Annotated in this window: 18 protein-coding genes, 1 tRNA gene and 2 pseudogenes; 12 read left to right on the top strand and 9 right to left on the bottom strand. The window is 64.3% G+C overall.

The window, feature by feature from the left end:
• The first annotated feature begins 76 nt into the window (after positions 1-76).
• From GA0061099_RS05110 to GA0061099_RS05090, 5 genes are all read left to right on the top strand, one after another.
• Complete coding sequence (locus GA0061099_RS05110; protein WP_036024663.1) at positions 77-1,138, top strand: aldo/keto reductase; 1,062 nt, start codon at positions 77-79, stop codon at positions 1,136-1,138.
• 77 nt (positions 1,139-1,215) lie between these two features.
• Positions 1,216-1,731: a nuclear transport factor 2 family protein gene (locus tag GA0061099_RS05105; RefSeq protein WP_036024666.1), complete on the top strand. Its 516-nt coding sequence runs from the start codon at positions 1,216-1,218 to the stop codon at positions 1,729-1,731.
• A gap of 334 nt (positions 1,732-2,065) precedes the next feature.
• Positions 2,066-3,337, top strand: coding sequence for a DUF2157 domain-containing protein (locus tag GA0061099_RS05100; protein ID WP_074447569.1), 1,272 nt, complete (start codon positions 2,066-2,068; stop codon positions 3,335-3,337).
• A 5-nt stretch (positions 3,338-3,342) separates the two neighbouring features.
• Complete coding sequence (locus tag GA0061099_RS05095) at positions 3,343-3,948, top strand: GDYXXLXY domain-containing protein (RefSeq protein ID WP_162130840.1); 606 nt, start codon at positions 3,343-3,345, stop codon at positions 3,946-3,948.
• A gap of 92 nt (positions 3,949-4,040) precedes the next feature.
• Positions 4,041-4,126 (top strand) — tRNA-Ser (locus GA0061099_RS05090).
• A gap of 34 nt (positions 4,127-4,160) precedes the next feature.
• Here the strand turns inward: GA0061099_RS05090 and GA0061099_RS05085 are convergent.
• Complete coding sequence (locus tag GA0061099_RS05085) at positions 4,161-5,567, bottom strand: FRG domain-containing protein (RefSeq protein WP_036024677.1); 1,407 nt, start codon at positions 5,565-5,567, stop codon at positions 4,161-4,163.
• 216 nt (positions 5,568-5,783) lie between these two features.
• Complete coding sequence (locus GA0061099_RS05080; RefSeq protein ID WP_141697563.1) at positions 5,784-6,536, bottom strand: hypothetical protein; 753 nt, start codon at positions 6,534-6,536, stop codon at positions 5,784-5,786.
• Between the two features lie 240 nt (positions 6,537-6,776).
• Between GA0061099_RS05080 and GA0061099_RS05075 the strand changes: the two genes are divergently transcribed.
• The 3 genes from GA0061099_RS05075 to GA0061099_RS05065 all read left to right on the top strand — a co-directional run bounded on the left by GA0061099_RS05075 (position 6,777) and on the right by GA0061099_RS05065 (position 9,657).
• Entirely contained in the window at positions 6,777-7,916 is a 1,140-nt protein-coding gene (locus GA0061099_RS05075; RefSeq protein ID WP_036024681.1) for an FAD-dependent oxidoreductase, read from the top strand.
• Between the two features lie 427 nt (positions 7,917-8,343).
• Positions 8,344-9,204, top strand: coding sequence for a DMT family transporter (locus GA0061099_RS05070; RefSeq protein WP_036024683.1), 861 nt, complete (start codon positions 8,344-8,346; stop codon positions 9,202-9,204).
• A gap of 168 nt (positions 9,205-9,372) precedes the next feature.
• On the top strand, positions 9,373-9,657 hold the full coding sequence (locus tag GA0061099_RS05065) for a hypothetical protein (protein WP_036024702.1): 285 nt from the start codon (positions 9,373-9,375) through the stop codon (positions 9,655-9,657).
• Between the two features lie 106 nt (positions 9,658-9,763).
• On the opposite strand, the pseudogene GA0061099_RS05060 reads toward GA0061099_RS05065, so the two are convergent.
• Positions 9,764-10,678: pseudogene (locus GA0061099_RS05060) on the bottom strand (LysR family transcriptional regulator); the annotation flags it as partial.
• Positions 10,679-10,774: 96 nt separating this feature from the next.
• On the opposite strand from GA0061099_RS05060, the gene GA0061099_RS05055 reads away from it, so the two are divergent.
• On the top strand, positions 10,775-11,629 hold the full coding sequence (locus GA0061099_RS05055) for an NAD(P)H-dependent oxidoreductase (RefSeq protein ID WP_036024685.1): 855 nt from the start codon (positions 10,775-10,777) through the stop codon (positions 11,627-11,629).
• Positions 11,630-11,638: 9 nt separating this feature from the next.
• Here the strand turns inward: GA0061099_RS05055 and GA0061099_RS05050 are convergent, their stop codons facing one another.
• Positions 11,639-12,847, bottom strand: coding sequence for an EAL domain-containing response regulator (locus GA0061099_RS05050; protein WP_036024688.1), 1,209 nt, complete (start codon positions 12,845-12,847; stop codon positions 11,639-11,641).
• 555 nt (positions 12,848-13,402) lie between these two features.
• Complete coding sequence (locus tag GA0061099_RS05045; protein ID WP_036024690.1) at positions 13,403-14,566, bottom strand: hypothetical protein; 1,164 nt, start codon at positions 14,564-14,566, stop codon at positions 13,403-13,405.
• A gap of 335 nt (positions 14,567-14,901) precedes the next feature.
• Here GA0061099_RS05045 and GA0061099_RS05040 point away from each other — a divergent pair, with 335 nt between their 5' ends.
• Positions 14,902-15,531, top strand: a complete 630-nt coding sequence (locus GA0061099_RS05040; RefSeq protein WP_036024692.1) for a LuxR C-terminal-related transcriptional regulator — start codon at positions 14,902-14,904, stop codon at positions 15,529-15,531.
• Positions 15,532-15,600: 69 nt separating this feature from the next.
• On the opposite strand, the gene GA0061099_RS05035 is transcribed toward GA0061099_RS05040, so the two are convergent.
• The 4 genes from GA0061099_RS05035 to GA0061099_RS05020 all read right to left on the bottom strand — a co-directional run bounded on the left by GA0061099_RS05035 (position 15,601) and on the right by GA0061099_RS05020 (position 18,112).
• On the bottom strand, positions 15,601-15,849 hold the full coding sequence (locus GA0061099_RS05035; protein WP_036024694.1) for a hypothetical protein: 249 nt from the start codon (positions 15,847-15,849) through the stop codon (positions 15,601-15,603).
• A gap of 151 nt (positions 15,850-16,000) precedes the next feature.
• Positions 16,001-16,363, bottom strand: a complete 363-nt coding sequence (locus GA0061099_RS05030) for an Hpt domain-containing protein (protein WP_036024696.1) — start codon at positions 16,361-16,363, stop codon at positions 16,001-16,003.
• Between the two features lie 153 nt (positions 16,364-16,516).
• Positions 16,517-17,215 (bottom strand): Crp/Fnr family transcriptional regulator, encoded by a 699-nt coding sequence (locus GA0061099_RS05025; protein WP_193375186.1) that lies wholly within the window; start codon positions 17,213-17,215, stop codon positions 16,517-16,519.
• A gap of 186 nt (positions 17,216-17,401) precedes the next feature.
• Positions 17,402-18,112, bottom strand: coding sequence for a Crp/Fnr family transcriptional regulator (locus GA0061099_RS05020; protein WP_036024700.1), 711 nt, complete (start codon positions 18,110-18,112; stop codon positions 17,402-17,404).
• A gap of 335 nt (positions 18,113-18,447) precedes the next feature.
• On the opposite strand from GA0061099_RS05020, the pseudogene GA0061099_RS05015 reads away from it, so the two are divergent.
• Together GA0061099_RS05015 and GA0061099_RS05010 are read left to right on the top strand one after the other, a co-directional pair.
• Positions 18,448-18,929 (top strand): annotated as a pseudogene (locus GA0061099_RS05015) (response regulator).
• Positions 18,930-19,333: 404 nt separating this feature from the next.
• A partial coding sequence (locus GA0061099_RS05010) for a chemotaxis protein CheA (RefSeq protein ID WP_208604908.1) occupies positions 19,334-20,652 on the top strand: 1,319 nt, incomplete at its 3' end.

The raw sequence follows: 20,652 nt of genomic DNA, 5'->3' as shown, positions 1-20,652 counted from the left end.
CCACCCCAGTCATCATTGGCCAACTTCTCCCACCTCTCGCCGGGGACTATCTCGGAGCCACACGAAGGAGGCTCTGATGACGTCACTCGATCAATACCGCCTGCTCGGCCGCTCCGGCCTGCGCGTATCTCCCCTTGCCCTGGGCACGATGACCTTCGGAACCGAGTGGGGTTGGGGCGCCGATCCCGGCGAGGCCCGGCGGATCTTCGACCTCTATGTCGACCGCGGCGGCAATTTCATCGACACGTCGGTGAACTACACCAATGGCGCGTCCGAGCGCCTGGTCGGCCAGTTCGCCCGCGGCAAGCGCGACCGTATCGTGCTCGCAACCAAGTTCACCATGGCGCGCGATCCCGGCAATCCCAATTCCGGCGGCAACCACCGGCTCAACATGGTTCGTTCCGTGGAGCAGAGCCTGCGGCAGCTCGAGACCGACCGCATCGACCTGCTTTACCTCCACGCCTGGGATGCGACGACGCAGCCCGACGAGGTGATGCGCGGCCTGGACGATCTCGTGCGCAGCGGAAAGGTTCTGTACATCGGCATTTGCAACACGCCGGCCTGGCGCATTGCACAGCTGCAGACGATCGCAGATCTGCGCGGCTGGTCGCCCTTCGTCGCCCTGCAGATCGAATATAATCTGGTCGAGCGCACCGTCGAACACGAGCTCATTCCGCTGGCGGCGAGCCTCGGCTTGGGCGTGCTGCCCTGGTCGCCTCTCGGCGGCGGCGTGCTCACCGGCAAGTACACCCGCGCCGATCTCAGGGATTCCCAGGACCGCGCCGTCGGAACGACACGCGCCTCGATCATCGCGTCATCAGGCCTTCTTAACGAGCGGTCGCTGGATGCGGCCGAGACGGTGCGAGCCATCGCCTGGGAGCTCGGCGCGACGTCCTCGCAGGTGGCGATTGCCTGGACGCTGTCCAATCCCGCGGTCACCGCGCCGGTGATCGGGGCCCGCACGCTGGAGCAGGCGGAAGACAATTTTGGCGCGGTCGGGATCTCGCTGTCGCCTGAACAGATGGCGCGCCTCGACCAGGCTACCGCGCCCGATCCCATCTTTCCAGGCCGCTTCCTGCGCCGCCCGATGGTGGAGCAGCTCATCTTCGGCGGCGCCGCCGTCGCGCGGCGCGGGTAGGTCGAGCAACAACGCGACCGACCGCGCGTGCATCACTTCGGGGCAGACGACATCTTGCACCAGAAAGGGAGACACCAATGGCAACCCTGCTCAACCGCGCACTTGCGTCGTGCGTCTACGCATTCATCGTCACCGCTTCCACCCTGACGACGGCCGCACCGTGCGGACAGGCCAATTCCGTGCAGGACGACAACAAGCGGATCGTCACCGATGCGTTCGATCGCTGGGCGGCCGGAGGAACAACCTTCTTCAATGACCTGCTGCACGACAACGTGGTCTGGCGCATCAAGGGGTCCGGCCCCAGCGCCGGCGAATTCCGGGGCCGCGATGTGTTCGTTGATCGCGCGGTCCGCCCGTTCGCCGGCCGGTTGTCGACCCCGGTCCGTCCGACTGCTGTGAGGATCTTCGCTGACGGCGACCACGTCATCGCGCATTGGGAAGGCAGCGGCGTCGCGCGTGACGGCAAGCCTTACGCGAACTCTTACGCGTGGATCCTGCTCATGCAGGACGGCAAGGCGGCGGAGGTCACAGCCTATCTCGACCTCGCACCCTATGACGACGTCCTGCGGCGCATTCCTTTGCCTGCGCAATAGGCCGCACATGAGAGTGATGTCGCTTGTGGCCATCCTTCGAGACGCCCGCCCTTGGCGGGCCCTCAGGATGAGGACCGAGTGTGTGGCGCGAGTTTAGCGGGCTCCGATGCCGCTTAGCCTCATCAGGATGAGGCTAATGCCCGTCGAAATTGCTGCCGCGGACTCCATCCTCATCCTGAGGAGCCCGCTGCAAGCGGGCGTCTCGAAGGATGGCCGCAGGGAAAACTCTCGAATGCGATTCACCCTCCTGCGAGCAGGAGCTTGAACCCATCGCCTGTACGATCCGACCTAGCATTGCCCCGCCATCCGGCGGGGCCTAAGTGATCCCAGGACGATGTTCGACCAAACCTACCGGCGGCGCCTCGAAGCCGATCTTGCGCGATGGGAGGCCGACGGCGTGATTGCGCCGGCGGCGGCCGTCGCGATCCGCAGCGCGCTGCCGCCGCTTCCGGCCGGCATCAACATCGCAATGGTCGTCGCCATCGTCGGCGGCCTCCTGATCGCGGCCGCGTTCCTCGCCTTCGTCGCGGCGCACTGGACCGAGATCGCGCGGCTGGCGCGGTTCGCGATCCTGCTCGCCGGCATGACTGTTGCCGGCGGCCTCGGCGCCTGGTTCGCCGCGCGAGAGCGCACAATTCTCGCCGATCTCTGCGCCAGCATCGGTGCGATCATCTTCGGCGCCGGCATCGCGCTGGTCGGCCAGATGTACCACCTCGGCGACGACTTTGCCGGCGGCATGCTGCTGTGGTCGATTGGCGCCTTTGCCGCGGCTCTGCTGACCGGCTCGCGCGGCGCGCTCGCGGTCGGCCTCGTAGCCGCCTCGATCTGGACCTGCATGCGGATCACCGACGCGTCCGACGTGCTGCATCTTCCTTACGTCTCGGTCTGGCTCATCGCCGCCGCGCTCGCCTTCGCCTGGAATTCCCGCGTCGCCGCCCATCTCGTCGCGCTGGCGCTGCTGCCGTGGTGGATCGCGACCTCGCTCCGCTTCGAATTCGAGGGCACCCAGCCGTCCTTCGTGCTCGCGAGCGGTGCGGCGCTGCTGTTCGGCGCCGGGCTTGCGATCGCCGCCGCGCCGTCGCCGCGAGCGCTCCGGCTAGGCAGCGTGCTGTCGATTTACGGCGCGTTTTCATTGGCCATTGCCGCGTTCCTGGAGGTGACGACGGTCGACGATCTCGTCCGCTTTCGCGAAGGGTCTCTTGCGGGCCAGCCGCTTTGGGCGATCGCGTGCGGAAATGCCGGCGTGATCCTCGCGCTGGCCTCGGCTGCCATCACCAGGCGCGCGGGAGAGCTGCTTGCAGCAGCGGCGATCGCCCTGGTCCTGCTCGCCGCGCCGATCTGGCCGGCATCCATGGCCGGCGAATCCTGGCTCGCCTATGCCGCGCTGCTCTCGGCCATGCTGTGTCTCGTCGTCTCCGGCATGCTCGACGACGTGCGTCCGCGCATCGTCGCCGGCTGGCTCGGGATCGCCGGGGTCATCGCCGGCATCACCTGGGCCGTGAAGGGCTCGCTGCTGCGCCGCGCGGCCTTCTTGGCGGCGGCGGGCGTTGCGGCCGTCGCCTTTGCCACCGCGCTCAATCGCATGCTGCCGAGGGCCGGGCGATGAACGGGATGATCGCACCCCTCACCGCATTCTGGCGGCGCATCCCGAAAGCCGTGCTGTTTTGTGCCGCCATCCTGATCCAGTGCGCGCTGCTGGTCCTGATGGTCGCCGATCGCATGCAGATCCTGCGTAACGGCGTCGAGGTGACCCTGCAGACCCAGCCGGTCGATCCCCGCGATCTCCTGCGCGGCGACTATGTCGTGCTCCGCTACGACATCTCGCAAGTGCCGGCCGGCGCGCTCGCCGGCAAGCCCGCCGCTGCGCGGCATCCTGACGTGTTCGTCAAGCTCGCACCCAAGGCCGACGGCGTCTATCAGGCGGTCTCGGTGCATGCCGAGCCGGTCAAGGTCACCGCGCCCGAAGTGCTGATCCGCGGCCGCGTCGGCAATTACGGCGGGTCCTGCGGCGACGACCGGCGAAGGTTCTGCGACAAGCTGCCGATCAAATACGGCCTCGAAAGCTATTTCGTCCCCGAAGGCGAGGGCAGGACGCTCGAAGAGGCCCGCAATCAGCAGAAGCTGCGCATCGTCGCCGCCGTGCTGCCCTCGGGCCGCGCGGCGATCAAGCGGCTGCTGCTTGAGGGTGAGGCGGTGTATGAGGAGCCGCTGTATTAGGGGGGAATGGCGCGGGGACAATCGGCTGTGGCCGCGCTCGCTCATCTTACGCTTCCCTATGCGAGATGTGCAGTCCCTCCATGGCGTCTTCAGGAGAGGTGGCAGAGTGACTGCACCGCACTCGAAATGCGGCATAGGTGCAAGCCTATCGGGGGTTCGAATCCCTCCCTCTCCGCCAGCCATCAATGTCTGAAATCGGCCGAAACCTACCGTCAAACCTCTGGAAGAACACCGGGCGCAGCGGTTGAGGCCGCTCTGGCAGGCTTCGGCGACTGGTGCTGATCTCGCAAATGAACTGCGGTCTGGTCGATGCTGGGATAGACGGTCGTGGCGTTGATGTTTATGCGGTCGAGTTGGTTGAGAATGTACGCCTTGTTCTTGATCGTCACCCGGCTGATCTCAATTCCATTCTGTCCAGCATCGGGCAGCGCTGCTTCGTGGCCGAACAGCAGGAAGGCTCCCGACTGCGATTTGATGCGGGTATTCGTGCGCTTCGCCTTGACGCAGATGATAGATCCCAGGTCGTCGGGAACTATCCGCCCCTCGAAAAAGCCCTTCTCGGACTTGATGTGGTGGAGCAACTTGCCGGCGACATCCGTTGCGTTGAAGGCGTCTGGATCAAGGCTGAGGTCTATGTCGTTCTTCTGCGCGTAGGTCAGATTAGAAAGGTTGGATAGGCAACTGACGGTGTCTGAATCATAGTACTTAATATCGTCCGACGCGACCCGAAAGACGATGACCTCGCCGTCGATTCCGAGTTGATCCGGCCTGCACGAGCAGGCGAAGAACAGCGCCACCAGCGGATTGCCGGAGATGTCAAGCAGCCGTGTCGGCAAACCGTAGTGTTGCATCCGCACGAGACGGTCGAAGCAATAGTCATCGCCGTGGAACTCGTCGTGATGGGCGATCAGCAGCTCCTTGCAAAGGCGGTCTTCGCTGGGCATGAACTGCCAGTCACCATTATCCCATTTGCGCAGCAGGGAGGGGGTCAATTCATAGCGCGCGTCGCTGTGCCCCCGGAAGAAGGTCTCGGTCCCCACCTTTGCCGGCGAGCTGTAAAGAAGCTTAAGAAACTGCTCTACGCTGTCAGCCTTGCCGAGAATCTTTTTGTCTCGCGGCGGCGGTTGGACTTCCTCGTCGTCAGCATAAGCGTCCTCTGCCGTTATAGATTGAGCAAGATCTGGCTTCGCCTCAGCGAGTCGTTTGAGGATGTCACGAGCATCGCCTTCACGGACGGCCCAATGTGTTCGATAGAGTTGGAACCTATCTGCGCCAAACACCGTTCGCGCGGCCTCAATGTCCTCGAATTCCACCTCGCCGAAGTCGATCATGGTCTCGAAGGCAGCGGAGACCTCCTTGCGTCCAAGATTGATGTTGGAAATTCGACCGTACTTGATCAGCATGGAGACGGTGTCTCCACTTGCTTTGATTTCACTGCATAGGAAGGTTGGCAGCTTTTCCAGGAAGGTGATCGCGGTACTGTCTAGGCTCTCAAGCCTCTTTTCGGTATCGGATGGCGTATATTCGAACATACGTCCCCGGCCCATGGTGATGTCATCGATGTTTCCTTCGATACATTTCCAATCGCCGAAAGAGATGTAATTGAAATTTTCCGCCATGCGTCGCTATTCCATTGCCTGCACTGCGTCGATCAGTCTCTCCTGCGATATGTTACATCTTAACGCACAGGAGACGCGGGACCAATTATCAAGTCATTTTTGAAAATAGGAGTTCCTGCTATGTTTTCATAGTACTCATCTTCGACGGGCGTTGCCCGCCATTGCTCCGACGTTCTTGAATGGCCAGTTCCAATTTTGTGCGCCGTAATTCCTAAGTCAACTTGTTGAGACGGCCGAAGCGAGCTCGTTCTGCTTCTGCTTGAGTGCGCCCATCCGAGAATTGAGCCAAGTGAGATCGACTGTACCGTTAGCGACGTCGTCCCCAAGCTGGGCCAGCAATGTGTATTGTTCGCGGATTAGCGGCGCGAGTTGGTCATCCTTGAATGCCGCGATGAAGTGTGCGTCCTCGTCCCTATATTCATCGACAGCGGTCTTGATCGCGTCGACGATGTTGGCGTCGAGCAGCTTTATCTCTTTGTGGTATGAGTAGTGCAATTCGAGTTCGTTCTCTTTGACTTTATCTACTCCGTAAGCCATGGCCCCGAGTGTGCGTAGACAGGCATCTGACAGAGTCGCCATCAGCCAACGCTGCGTCAGCAGCGAGCGCAAATCGCTTTCAGTCGCGCTCGCATACCACGGCGCCCCCTCACACATGTAGGACCACGACGCGACGTGCTTTGTGTTTGTCGAGACGGCATAGACAGCACGCCAACTGCATTCAGACATGACCAAATTGAGCAGGCGAGATCGCTGCATCTGCCATGTTTCTTCCTCAGCAATCATCTCAAGCTGAGACTTAAAGTAGGTGCGCCAATAGTCGAGCAGGCTCACACCGCTGTTGCCAACTAATCCCGCCGCAAGGTGCTTCCAATCGCCCGGCAGCGGCGGGGACACGATTAGCTTGCTCATGTCGTTGAGCAAGTCGTTGTACGTCATCGGTCTATGAAAGATAGATTTGAAGAATGCCATTCGAACGCCCCAAGCGGCCTCACACTAGTACAGCGACTTCGCCGGATAGTGCAAGTATACGTTGTGAAGCCCAGCGCGACTTTGGTTGCATCCTTTGGCATATCGCCTGCCGCGTCAGATCGTGTGCCAACGCCGTTGCCGCGAGCAGGCCGTCGTGCCGCAATCGCCTCCCGCACACCTTGCAAACGCGCGAAATGACCAGGATGATCAGCGCGTCGTAGCATCGCTCGCGAGGCCTTTATGCGAAAATGCGAAGTCGCCGTGCTGGGTCTGGGGCTCATGGGCGGAGCAGCGCTGGGCGCATTGCTGGATGCCGGCGTCGATGCGCTCGGCTTCGACCCGATCGGACCCGGTTCGGATCGAGGCTCGTCACATGGTTCATGTCGCATTTTCCGTCGCTTCAATTTCGAAAACCCCAACTACACCAGCCTGAGCGACGAGGCTCATGCCGGCTGGATCCGGCTGCAGAGCGAAAGCGGTCAAACAATTCTGACGGAAGCCCCTGTTTTGGAGGCCGGCCGCCCCGGCTCCGCCATGGTGGCGTCCTCGCGCGCGGCCGCGATCGCGAAGGGGCGCCCGGATCCGATGCTGACCGCGGCTCAAGCGAACAGGGAATTTCCGGCTTTCAGCCTGCCCGACGATTGGGACGTCGTTGTGCAGGACGGTGGCGCGATCCTGCACACCGGTGTCGTCATGACACTGATGCGCGCACGCGCTCGCGACCGCGTGATTCCGGAACGCGCGAGCTTCACGCCGCACCACGACGGCGTGTCGATCCGCACTGATACCGAAGAGTTCTTCGCCGAGCGCGCGATTCTGGCGCTAGGCCCATGGCTCGGTCGCGCACTGCCGCAACTCGCCGCGCTGCTCAAGGTGACCCGACAGGCGGTCGGCTGGTTTGCACCTAGCAGCCCCGAGAGCGTGTCGCTCGGTCGTTTGCCGATCTTCATCCTGGACCGAGGTCCTGATGACACCGTCTACGGCTTTCCGGACTTCGAACAGCGCGGCGTCAAAGCTGCGCCTCACAACCACGGGCCCGTGGTCGGCCCTGACGACTGGGGCCCGCAGGCCAGCGATGGTGAACTCCGCCCGATCGGCGAAGCGTTGGCCGCCCTCGTCCCGGGTGCGGCCGGGCCCATCATCGATCGCGACGTCTGTCTCTACACCAACACCGCGCCCGCCGACCGCCGGCCCGATGCCGGCGAGGAATTTATCATCGATCGCTGGCCGGAGTCCCGCCTGATCGTCTGCTCTGCGTGTTCAGGCCATGGTGCGAAGTTCGCGCCCGCCATCGGGCAAAGGCTCGCTCGCCTTGCCACCGATCCGTCCTACCAGGCAGAACCCTTCTTTCAGCTTTCCCGATATTCTCGATTTGCCTGAGCGGATGCCGGATGTTGCGGTGACAGTGCACGAAACGCGCACCGTCCGGCGGCAGACGCCTTCACGAGATCTGGGCCAAAGCCCTGCCTGGCCGACCTCCTGCGATGATGCCACTATGCTCCTGTTTTGCCCGACGAAGCAAATGACAGGAGATGTCATTCGGAATGGGCGACGCCGCTCGCCGCCAATTTCGTCGGCTCGTAAAAGCGCGCCGGACAAGCGCGTCGAATCATGATTCCCCGACTTTTTGGCTCCCGAAACCCCGCCCGACCCGCACCTCATCCAGCCCCCCACCTAACCCATTGATCTTGCAACCCCCGTCTACTGTGCATGGGGTTGTTTTCGCACCTTTGTTGTTCCATGCCATCACGTGAGGCGTTCACCGCCGCGGCACCGGGCCAGCCGCCCCTACCCAAGCGAGACCAACATGCACTCTTCCGCCAGCGGCTGGGGCAACGGGCTTCTCGGCGTCATCATCTTCAGCGGCTCGCTGCCGGCGACGCGGGTGGCGGTCGGCGGCTTCTCGGCGCTGTTCCTGACGTCGGCGCGCGCCGTCATCGCGGCGCTGATTGGTGCTGTGGTGCTCGGCCTGCTCCGGCAGGCGCGGCCGCAGCGCCGTGATCTCGCCTCGCTCACCATCGTCGCCATCGGCGTCGTAGTCGGCTTTCCCCTGCTGACGGCGCTCGCGCTCCAGCACATCACGTCCGCGCGCTCCATCGTCTTCATCGGCCTGTTGCCGCTGTCGACCGCGATCTTCGGCGTGCTGCGCGGCGGCGAGCGGCCGCGGCCGTTGTTCTGGCTGTTCGCTTGTCTCGGCAGCGCCACGGTGGCCGGCTTTGCCCTCACCGGCGACGGCGCGGCCTCGCTTCAAGGCGATCTCCTGATGGTGGCCGCGATCGTGCTGTGCGGCCTCGGCTATGCCGAGGGCGCTGCGCTGTCGCGCCGCCTCGGCGGCTGGCAGGTGATCTCCTGGGCGCTGCTGCTCGCGCTGCCCTTGATGCTGGTGCTCGCAGTGCTGACGTGGCCGCCCACCTGGAGCGGCGTCAGTGTGCCCGCCTGGATCGGGCTCGCTTATGTCTCCGTCTTCAGCATGTTCGTCGGCTTCATCTTCTGGTACCGCGGGCTCGCCATCGGCGGCATTGCCCGCGTCGGCCAGCTGCAGCAGCTGCAGCCGTTCTTCGGTCTGGCGCTCGCCGGCCTTCTGCTTGGCGAGCCGGTCGCAGGCAGCATGATCGCCGCGACGGCAATCGTGGTCGCCTGCGTCTTCTTCGCGCGGCGGTTTGCCTAAAGCCTCTCGCCTCACTCGGCTTGCTTCGTGCGGGGGGCGGGGCCATCGATATCTGGGGCCATTGTCATGCGACCGGCAAACCTTGATCTAGATCAATGCCCGTCCCGGCGCGGTGTCTGCCTTTACGAGGAAATAGCCTGGTCAAAACCTCGAGCGAAGGAGGACGTCATGCGACACCGAACCAAATTGTGGTTAGCCGGCGCCGTTGTTGTCTGCGCAGCATTGGGCTCGGTGCAGTGGTCGGCCGAGGACGGTCTTTCACTCGCGATCCAGAGCGCGGAAGCCCGAGTCGGGCGGCCAGCGACGCCGGCGAGTGTCGCGGGCGTCGCACGTCGAACGACGCGTCGTGCCGTGGTCGGTGGCGCCGCCGTCGGTGCAGCAGCCGCAGGAGCCGCCGTCGTGGCGCCAGCCTGCGTCCGCGTGCTGGTCAACGGCGTCTGGGTCTGCCGCTAGCGTGAGGCCTTCGCCTCACTGCTGCCCCGTCACGGTGCGCATCAGCGCGCTCCGTGCGAACTTCTTCAGCGGCATCGGCTTGCCGGACAGAAAGCTCTGATTGAGGCCTTTCGATCCCCGGTAATCGCGCGATCTCTCCGGCGAGGAAATCGACCAGGAGGCGCACGCGCGCAATGCCGGACCGCTCCGGCACGATCAGCATGTTCAGCGGAACGGGCGGCGGTGAATAGTCCGGCAGCACGCGTTCGAGCCTGCCGTCCGCGAGCAGGTCGCTGACCAGCCACAGATGCGCCGGCGCAATGCCGCGGCCGGCCGCGAGCGCCTCACGCGCGGCGAGCCCGTGATCGAGGCGCAGCCGCCCCTCGAAGGGTATCGCATGGCGGCCGCCGCGGCGCCCCTGCAGCACGAGGACATCGCTGCCAGCGATGTTGGACATCCGAATGCCCTCGTGATGAGCGAGGTCTTGCGGGCGCGCAGGCCGGCCACGCGCGGCAAGATAATCGGGTGCGGCCACGAGCACTCGCCGCGACTGGCCGAGCGACTTCAGCTTCATCGTGCTTTCGGCGAGCGGCCCCAGACGCAGCGCGACATCGACGCCTTCCCTGACGAGGTCGATCCGCTCGTCGGTCAGGCTGAGGTCGACCGACACCTCCGGATAAGCGTCCTGGAAGGCGAAGATCAAGCGGCTGACGTGGAGCACGCCGAACGCCGCGGTGCAGGAGACCCGCACCGTTCCGGCCGGCGCGCCGCGTGTCGAGCGCGCCTCGTCGCCGGCCTGCTCGACGAGACGCAGGATATGCACGCAGCCCGCGTAGTAATTGCGGCCCTCCTCCGTCACGGTGACCCTGCGCGTGGTTCTGGTGAGCAGCGGCACGCCGACCGCCTGCTCAAGCTCCCGAATGTGCCGCGTCACCGTGGACTGGCCGACCCCGAGCTCGCGCGCGACCGCAGACAGGCTTCCGCGTTCGGCGACGCGCACGAAGCTGCGCATGCGCTCGAGCGTAACCTCCGGCCTATCCATTTTCCGGCACAATCTTATCCATCGGCTACGTCTACCGGATCGCGGGCCACCGCGCTATCTGCCGAGCCACAATCCTCAATCCAATGGTGCCCTTACATGAAAGTGTTGATCGTCTATGCTCATCCTGAACAGCGCTCGCTCAACGGCTCGCTCCGGGATGTCGCCGTCAGAGAGCTCGTGGCGCAGGGGCACGAGGTGCGGGTCTCCGACCTCTATGCCGAAGGCTGGAAGTCCGAGGTCGACCGCGGCGACTTTCCGTCGCTGCCGGTCGATGCGCGTCTCGCGGTCGCCGCGGCATCCAAGCAGGCGTTCGAGGCGGGCACGCTGACGGCCGACGTCAAGGGCGAGATCGAGAAGCTGCTGTGGGCGGATGCTCTGATTCTGCAGTTTCCGCTGTGGTGGTTCAGCATGCCTGCGATTCTCAAGGGCTGGGTCGACCGCGTGTTCGCCTACGGCTTCGGCTATGGTGTCGGCGAGCACAGCGACAAGCGCTGGGGCGACCGTTATGGCGAGGGGACCTTGGCGGGCAAGCGCGCGATGCTGATCGTGACGGCCGGCGGCTGGCAGGACCATTATTCCGCTCGCGGGGTCAACGGGCCGATCGACGACCTGCTGTTTCCGATCAATCACGGCATTCTCTATTATCCCGGCTATGACGTCCTGCCGCCGTTCGTGGCCTATCAGACCGACAGGTTCGATGAAGCCGCTTTCGGCGCGACGGCCGAACGCCTGCGCGAGCGGATGAGAACGCTCGCGACGACTTTGCCGATTCCCTATCGGCGCCAGAATGGCGGCGATTACATCATTCCGAGCATGCAGCTCCGCGCCGGGCTCGAGTCTCCCGGAGCGCGCGGTTTCGCGCTCCACCTCGATTCCGCTCACGAAGGCGGCGCGCCGAGCAAGCCAGGAGCGATGCGGTCAACGGCAGATCTCCGCGAGGAAACGGCGTAGCGAACGCGCTCATCCCATCACGGTGCGCGTCAGCGCGGCCTTCGCGAACTTCTTCAGCGGCATCGGCTTGCCGAACAGAAAGCCCTGAACGACATCGAAGCCGATCTCGCTCGCCGCGATGAGGTCGGCGCGGCTCTCGACCCCTTGCGCCACAGCGCGCGCGCCGAAGGTCTGCGCCAGCTCGACGATATGACGGCACACTGTGCGCTTCAACCGATCGCCGCCGCTGCCGGTGACGAACTGCCGATCGGCCTTCAGCTTGACGAAGGGAATCTTGTCCAGCTCCATCAGCGACGGCCAGTTGGCGCCGAGATTGTCGATCGACAGGCCGATATTGTGCAGGCCGACCTCGCGCGCGACCTCGGCGAGGAAATCGAGCTCGCGGATCGCCTCCTCGCTGTCGATCTCGACCGTCAGTCCGCCGAAGGCCGGATGCGTCGGCACGCGGCGGCAGAGATCGCGCACCGCCTGCGGCTCCCTGAGATAGGCGGCGGGAAGATTGATCGACAGGTCGACCGGACTTTGTTGCTCGAGAAGATAGTGCCAGTCCTGCATGGCGCGATCGATCACGAACTCCGACAGCTCGCGAAAATGCGGATCGTGCGGCTCCGGGATGAAATAGGCCGGCGGCACCACGCCCCAGGTCGGATGCCGCATCCGCACCAATGCCTCGGCGCCGTTGCGCACCAGCGTGCGTGCGTCAATCTTGGGCTGGTACCAGAGCTCGAGCCAGCCGGCATGCAAGGCCTCGCCGACATGCACGGCCGGGCTCGGCGCCGGCTCCTCCGGCAGCAGCATCGCAACGCGCTCGCGCAGCGTCTCCGCGGCGAAAGGCGTTGTCAGCGGCGGCAGCATGCTAAGGCCATATTCGTCGCCGACCTGCCGCACGGCTTTGACGATGATCGAATCGCGGGCGCCGACGGCGAGAACCTTGCCGGCGAATGCCTCGCGCACCAGGACTTCGAGGAATCGTCCCGGCTCGATGCCGTCGGCGGCGACGCCGAGCAGGATCAGGTCCGGCAATTCGCTCGCGAGCACCGTCTTCAGCTCCTCGGCGCTGGCACATTCGCAGGTGACGAAGCCGAGATCCTCGAGGATCTCGCTGAGGAACGCGCGCAAGTGACGCTTGCTGTCGGCCACGCAGGCGCGCGGCGTCACCTTTCGCCGTCCGAAGGTCACAGGCCTTCGTCCGACGAGTTCAATCATCCCATCGTTCATCGTACACCACTCCCGTTCCGTGACGGTTTCTTAAACGCGGAGCGTGGGTTCAAATAAGGAGAGCTTCACATCGTTCTTGAATTATCTGAGTAACGTTAAGCCCTGCAATTCGAGCTAATTTGTCGACGAAATCTTTGGGTGCACGCGCGCGGTTGTCCCGCGGCGGCGATGAAGCCGGCGCAACGTGAATCGGCGGCGGCTTTCACGCTTGCGTCTTCCCGCGATGCGCGCATCGTCGCCTTTCGCTCGTGACGGTCATGCGACAAGGGGTCCGCGCCGGCGGCCGAGAATGTGAAGCACATCACACGCGCGTTGCCGCGCTCGCGCTAAAGGTCCCCCGAGCCGGTGGAGGGCTGTCGAGGATTACAGCTATGTCGATGCGGCGAATGATGTATTGGTGGTTCAGGTTCGTGCTGTCAGGGCGATTCATGGATCGCTTCCTGTGCCTGCCGCGCTAGCCGCGCGGCGCATCGTGGCTTTTCGCGGCCGAACCGGATCTAGAGCATGATCCGGAAAGTGTGCAGCAGTTTTCCGGAAAGATCATGCTCAAACGCTCTAGGTTTGCCCGATCAATTTGCGGAACGCCGCCGCACCGTCCTGCATCGCGTCGCGTCCCTTCCAGGCCAGATAGCTCAGCTTGCCGCCGAGCGTATCGTGGCTGCGCAGCCGCCGCGAGCCGAGAATGTGGCCGACATTGGCAGGGAAGCGGCTCACCTCGGCGGAGACCAGCGCCGCGATCGCATCCATCAATTGCTGGAGGCGGACGCCCCATTCGCATTGCTCGATGCCGTCGATGCGGACCTTGAGCGCATATTCGGTGTCGTAGATCTCGGCGAGCAGGTCGCGGGCGATCAGCACCCGGTTGTGCCGGAGCGCGACGCGAAGTGCGAGACGCTTGTCGTCGAGCCGGTCGAGAACCATGGGAACGACGCAGGCATAGGGGGTGGCGGCGACGTCTGCGGCGGCCTTGCTCGCAGCGGCTCGGGTAGCAAGCCGCACCAATTGCCAGGACGTCTTCAGGCGTCGCGCCACCAGCGCCAGCGCGAAGGGCAGCGCCTGAGGATGCGCCTTCTTGAAGGCGTCGAGCTGCGCGGTGATCTGAGCGACCTGGCCGTCGTCGAACTTCGCGATCTTGTCGGGCAGCTTCGCGTTGAACTTCGGCAGTGCATCGCCGGCGCGCAACACGTGCAGCATCTTCACGACGTCGTCGAAGGCGGTGCGCGAGGCCGTATATTGCCCGAGCTTGGCGCGCGCGGATTCGGCGCTCTCGGGCGAGGCGAGGGTGCTCTCGAGGACCTTGACGACCTTGATCTGGAAGGTCGAGGCGATCTTCTGGACTTCCTTCGGGTTGTTGGCCGCGACCTGGTCGCCGATCGCCTTGATGTAGTCGCGCGCCATGGTCGGCAGCAGGTCGCGGCAGATCCATTCCCAGATCGGGGTGAGGGTATTGCGCGAGATCCGCCCCATGTTGGCATGCTCGGGCGCGCCATCGATCAGCAGCAGCTCGAGCGGCGCGAAGAAATAGCGCGACGGGCTGGTGGCGCGCGCCTGGGTCGATCCGTCCTTGCGGAATTCGGCGCGCAAGCGGGCCTGGATGTCGGCCGAACCCGGCATGTCGATGCCGCACAGCTCGAGCCGTTCGAGCTCGCTGAGCAGACAGCTGCGCGACAGCGGCGTCAGCCTCTGCAGAAATTCCGATAGCCGGTCGATCTCGTCCATGGCACGCAATCTTTCGCAGCGTGGCCCGCGGGCTTGCGGGCCCAATGCGTGGAGGCATTTGCGCGCTCTCAACCTCCCTAGAGAAGCAAGTCGCCGTTAATTAATCCGTAAAATCCGGGGGGTGGATGTCGGAGCAAGGCGTTCGCCGAGGAGCTTTTCCCGTTCCCAGCCCAGCATTCGGCAGAAAACTCAACCGCTGCATGGTCGCGTGCGGCGCCGCGCAAGCACAAATTGTGCCGAAGTCGTCATTTCAGCGTAAAACCGTCTAAATCACCGTAGTCATACGGAGCAAAAAGTTAATCACAGACCCGCCCCGGTTCCGCTAAACGAGTGACATGGGGTCACAGAATGATACGGCCACCGATTCGCGGCCGTCGGCATGGCACGAAAGCAGCGCTGCTTCAGCTGAAGAGCTCGATTTCGCCCGCCTGAGCGCCTTGCGTGCCAAGGCGGCCGACGAAATGGCGGCTGCCATCGCCCGCGAGCTCAATGGCCCCCTGACCGCGCTGCTGCTCTACATGGGCGAGATCAAGCACCACAGCGATCAGCTCGTCCCCGCGACCGGCGATCGCGCCTATTTGCAGCGGGTGGTGGAGAACGCGCTGGCCCAGACCGAGCGCGTTTGCGGCCTGGTCAAGCAGCTCGCCGGCCCGCCCAAGGGCGGCTCCAAGGGCGGCTTACCCAGCCCGTCCGAAGAAGCGGAATCGAAGGCCGTCCGCGTGCTGCAACCGCCGCGGTCGCCGAGCGCCGATCTGATCGGCCCGTCGGGCCAGAAGCGGCTGACCAGGCGCGAGCGCGAGGTGCTGAGGCTGATCAGCGAAGGCTACTCGAACAAGCAGGGTGCGCTTCGCATGCAGATTAGTCCGCGCACTTTCGAGAGCCATCGCGCCGAGGCGATGCGCAAGCTCGGTGCGCGCAACACCGCGGACCTCGTCCGTGCGGCGCTGCTGCATTCGATCGACTGAGGCCGGGCCCGTCGCCCGCCGTCGGGCGAGACCCGACGCCTATCTCGAAAGTTGGGAAATCCGTGGCGCTCAGAAATAGTCTTCGGCGAAGGGACGTGCGCGCGAGGTGGGACGCAGCGGCTTGATCTCTTCCTTCGGTGCGCTCGGAATGATCGTGATGGTCCAGCGGGGGGGCATGCTCGATTCCTGCTCCAGCACCGAGCGCACGAAGCCGGTCACGGTCGACTCGCCGGCCTTCACCGTCGCCATCCGGCCGTTGAACTGTGCGATCCGGAAGCGACGAACCTCCTTCTGGTCTGCGGTCTCGTAGGTGAACATGGAAAACCCTCCTGGTTTTCCGGGACTATCGCCAGCTATGATTAGCCATCTGTGAAAATCGCAAACCGTAGAAGTACGGCGGGAATGCACGCGCGAGTAGTCCGGAGCGTTTTCACGCGAAGCAGCGCGACGAGCGCGCATCCCAAGCGAGCTAGCCTTGCGGCTCCTGCGCATGCGCGGCGGCGTAGGCCGCATCCATCTGGTTCAGGAGCGCGCGGAATTCGGTCTCGCCGAGGCTTTCCGCGGTTTTCTCCAGCCGCAGCGCCAGCGCTGCGAGCCTGAGATAGCCGAACGTTCCGGCCGCGCTCTTCAGCGAATGCGCTTCGCGCGCGATCCTGGCGTGGTGCTGCGCGGGCGAGAGCGTGCGGAGCAATTGCAGGCGCGCGCAGGTCTCGCTCCAGAACACGTCGCGCACTTCACCGGCGCCGTCCTCGCCGATCTCGCGCACCAGCGCTTCGTACGCGCGCGGCTCGCGCGCGGGTTCGGCATCGAGCCCGACGGTGACGTCAAACATGTCTTGCCTGCCCTCATCCCGGTTCGTGTCGCGCGGCACGCCGCCGCGCGCGGCATGTCGCGTGTGTACGCCCTTCGAATTTCAGTTCTGGTAGCAGGATGGCTGGTGTTTGCAGGCCGGCATTAGCCCGCGGTTTACCAAGGACCGCGGCGTTCAGGGCGGGCCGAGCAGCCGGTCGTACTGGGCCTTCACGGCGGCGTAGCATTCGCACGCCGTCTGGCGCAGCCCGTCCAGGTTGGTGATCTGGATGTGTCCGCGGCTGTAGTGGATGAAATTGGCCTGCTGCAGGGAGTTGGCGACCAGCGACACGCTGTTGCGCCGGGCCCCGATCATCTGAGCCATGGTCTCCTGTGTCAGCAGCAGACGCGACTCGCCCGACATGTCATGCGTGTGCAGCAGGCAGCGCGACAGCCGCGACTCCACCGGATGAGCGGCGTTGCAGCCCGCGGTTTGCTGCACCTGGGCGTAGACCGCCAGCCCGTGACGCGCAAGCTGCGTGCGCAGGGCGCTGCTCTGATCGGCGGCCATGCGCAGGCGGTCCAGATCCACCACCGAGGCGGCGCCGGGAACCAGCACGATGGCGGTGTTCAACGCACACGCATCACCCTCGATGGCGAGCGTTCCGAGCAGGCTGCCACGGCCGATCATGGCGACCTGCACATGCTCGCCTTTGGCCAGTTCAACCACCAGCGAGATGACGCCGCGGTGAGGAAAATAGGCGCGCATGAGCGTCTCGCCGGTCTCGACCAGCACCGCCCCCTGGGCCAGATCCACAGTTCGCAGGTGCGGGCGGATCAACTCATAATCGTCTGCCGACAGTGCGGACAGGAAACCGTTGGACGGACGCGCCATGCTTTCCAAAGCTGCCTCCTCCGTACCCTTGCACCTGGGAATCGCACGCCTGCACTCACGCGGTGCGCGGGTAAGTTCCATCATCCTCGCGGCGGGATATATTGGCAATTGAGACAAGTTGTCCGGCCCTGGCGATGCACCGACGCTGCGTGCACGTCGGAACACAGAGATCGCATCGTGCTCCCGTCACGCCACGACTCCCATCAGGCGCAGGTGATGGGTCTTCACCGCCGAATAGCAGCCGCAGGACGTCGCCAGCAGCGCCTTGGGATCGATGATCTCGATCTGGCCGCGGCTGTAGCGAATGATGCCGGCGCGCTGCAGCGCATGCGCGACCAGCGAGATCGCGTTGCGGCGGGCGCCGATCATCTGCGCCAGCGCCTCTTGGGTCAGCGGCAGGATTTGGTCGTCGGACAGGTCGTGGGCGCGGAGCAGCCAACGCGCGAGCCGAGCCTCGACCGGATGCAGCGTATTGCAGAGCAGCGATTGCTGCACATGCGCGAGCATGACCTGCTCGTGGCGGACCATCAGCTTGCGGAGGCGTGCGCTTGCGGTCGCTACCGCGCGGAAAACTCCGATTTCGATCACGGAAGCAGCTCCTGGGAACAGCACAACCGCGTCCATCGGCGAGATGCCGTCGGCAAGGGCCGCACCGGCCCCCACGACGCTGTCGCGGCCCAGCATCGCAATTTCGATCGTCTGTCCTTCGGACAGGCTCACCCTGATCGAAACGCATCCACCATGCGGGAGGTAGACATGTCTCGGTGCAGTGCCGATCTCGCCCACGACAGATTTGCTGACCATTTCAACCGTCGCGAGGTGCGGACGCAGCAGATCGAAATCCGCGGCATCGAGCAGTTGCAGCAGCTGGTTGGGCGGGCGGCCGCTCACGGTCATGCAGGTTAATCCGGCGGGTTCGATGGACGCCGGGCGCGGCGGCCTTCGTCACTCAGTTGCACGGCGCGCAAATACTAATCTAAAGGTTGTGGTGTCGTCCATATACCCGTTAGAGGGCAGACAGCCTGTCTCATTTGCGGCGGAATTAAGTAGCGCACGCTGATTCGTTGACGAGGCGGCCGTCCTGCAACGATTGCGCAGGGAAAAAGCGGCAAGGGGGCCTCAGGAGCCGGAAGGCATTGCAGTCGCGCTGGCCATTGGGCCGGCTCGCGTCGCCTCGACCGCGTCCGCAAAAATGTTAGTTTCATCTCTCATCGAAAGCAAAGGAGAAAGGCGTGCCCCACGGTTCGATTGTTGAATCGCCGGAACGGGAAGCTCAATCCGGGCGAGACGATCTGCGCCATATTCTCGTCGTCGACGATGACCCGATGGTGTGCATGGCCATCGAGGTTTACCTCCAGCGCAACAATTTTCGGGTGACGATCGCCGAGGGTGGTGAAGCCGGACTGCGCGCCCTCGAGCACAAGCAATTCGATCTGATGATCATCGACATCTTCATGCCGCACATGCGCGGGTTCGAATCGATCCGGATTTCCACGACCGGGCTCCGGTCATTCCGCTGATCGCGATGTCCGGCTACGCCTTCGCGAATTTGGACTCGCCCGCGCCGGACTTCCTGCGGATGGCGCTGGAGCTCGGCGCCGCGCGCTGTCTGCGCAAGCCGTTCACGCCGCACGCGCTGCTCGCCGCCATCAACGATTGCCTGGCAGAGCCTCGCCCCCGCTCCGACATTGCCACGGCCGTGCAGCTCGGTTAGCGCGACACGAGCCGCTTTCCCCGCGGGGTAACGCTTCGTTTACCTCGAGCGTGGACCGCCTAGATCCGGCAACGCCCAAGCACTCGCGCGACGAGGGCGCGGCCGGCTTGCCTCGACCGCCTCTATCGTTCTTCACGAGCAGGACTTTCTCGCACGCCGCGTCGCGCGATTAGTGGCTCGTTCACCGCGCGGCTCCCGCCGTTGCGGCGCGGGGATGGTTTTGCCGAAAAGCGCTGCAACACGCGGCAGAACCGCAAACTTCTCTTCAAAATCCGTAGTAGCACGGAGGATGAAATTAACGGGACTGTGAAAGGGGATGTCTAACGATCCAGGATAGGGCGTCCGTCCGTGCCAAGGGTGGCTCGGACGTCGCGTTTGCGGCCCGGGTCAGTAAGGCGTAGCTCATGGATGATCTGTTGCGGGAGTTTCTGACGGAGACCAGCGAGAGCCTGGACACCGTGGACAATCAGCTGGTGAAGTTCGAGCAGGAGCCGAACAACGCCAAGATCCTGGATAACATCTTCCGCCTGGTCCACACCATCAAGGGCACCTGCGGCTTCCTCGGCCTGCCGCGGCTGGAAGCGCTGGCGCATGCCGGCGAGACCCTGATGGGCAAATTCCGTGACGGCATGCCTGTCACTGCCGAGGCGGTGACGGTGATCCTGTCCTCGATCGACCGCATCAAGGAGATTTTGGCTGGCTTGGAGGCGACCGAGGCCGAGCCGGAAGGCAACGACCGCGATCTCATCGACAAGCTGGAGGCAATGGTCGAGCAGGGCATGGCGGCGATGTCAGGCTCGGCGCAGCCGATGCCGACTGCCGGCACTGCGGCTCCCGTTGCCGATGCGCCGCCGCTGGTGCCGGAAGCGCCCGCCGCTGCAGCCGCCCCCGCCAAGGAGATGACCATGGGCACGCTGGTCGATCAGACCCTGGAGCGTCCGCTGCGTCCGGGCGAGGTTTCGCTCGACGAGCTCGAGCGCGCCTTCCGCGAGACCGCGATCGAAGCGCCGGTGCCCGCGCCCGTGGCCAAGGCTGAGGTTAAGGCCGAGCCGGCTGCTGAAGCCGCAAAGCCCGCCAAGGAAAAGGCCGCGCCGAAGAAGTCGATGGCCGACGAGATGGCGGGCGAGGGCGACCGCATCGCCAACCAGTCGATCCGCGTCAACGTGGATACGCTGGAGCACCTGATGACCATGGTCTCCGAGCTGGTCCTGACCCGCAACCAGCTCTTGGAGATCTCCCGCCGCAACGAGGACACCGAGTTCAAGGTGCCGCTGCAGCGCCTCTCCAACGTCACCGCCGAGCTGCAGGAAGGCGTCATGAAGACGCGCATGCAGCCGATCGGCAATGCCTGGCAGAAGCTGCCCCGCATCGTCCGCGACCTCTCATCCGAACTCGGCAAGCAGATCGAGCTCGAGATGCACGGCGCCGACACCGAGCTCGACCGCCAGGTGCTCGATCTGATCAAGGACCCGCTCACCCACATGGTGCGCAACTCCGCCGATCATGGCCTGGAGACCCCCGCCGAGCGCCTCGCCAGCGGCAAGGGCGAGCAGGGCACCATTCGCCTGTCCGCCTATCACGAGGGCGGCCACATCATCATCTGCATCGCCGACAACGGCCGCGGCCTCAACACCGAGAAGATCAAGGCCAAGGCGCTCTCGTCCGGTCTCGTCACCGAGGCCGAGCTCGAGAAGATGAGCGAAGCCCAGATCCACAAGTTCAT

The organism is Bradyrhizobium yuanmingense, from assembly GCF_900094575.1.
Classification (GTDB): domain Bacteria; phylum Pseudomonadota; class Alphaproteobacteria; order Rhizobiales; family Xanthobacteraceae; genus Bradyrhizobium; species Bradyrhizobium yuanmingense.
The sequence above is the reverse complement of the archived record's forward strand: the minus strand, read 5'-3'. Positions and strand labels throughout refer to the sequence as shown.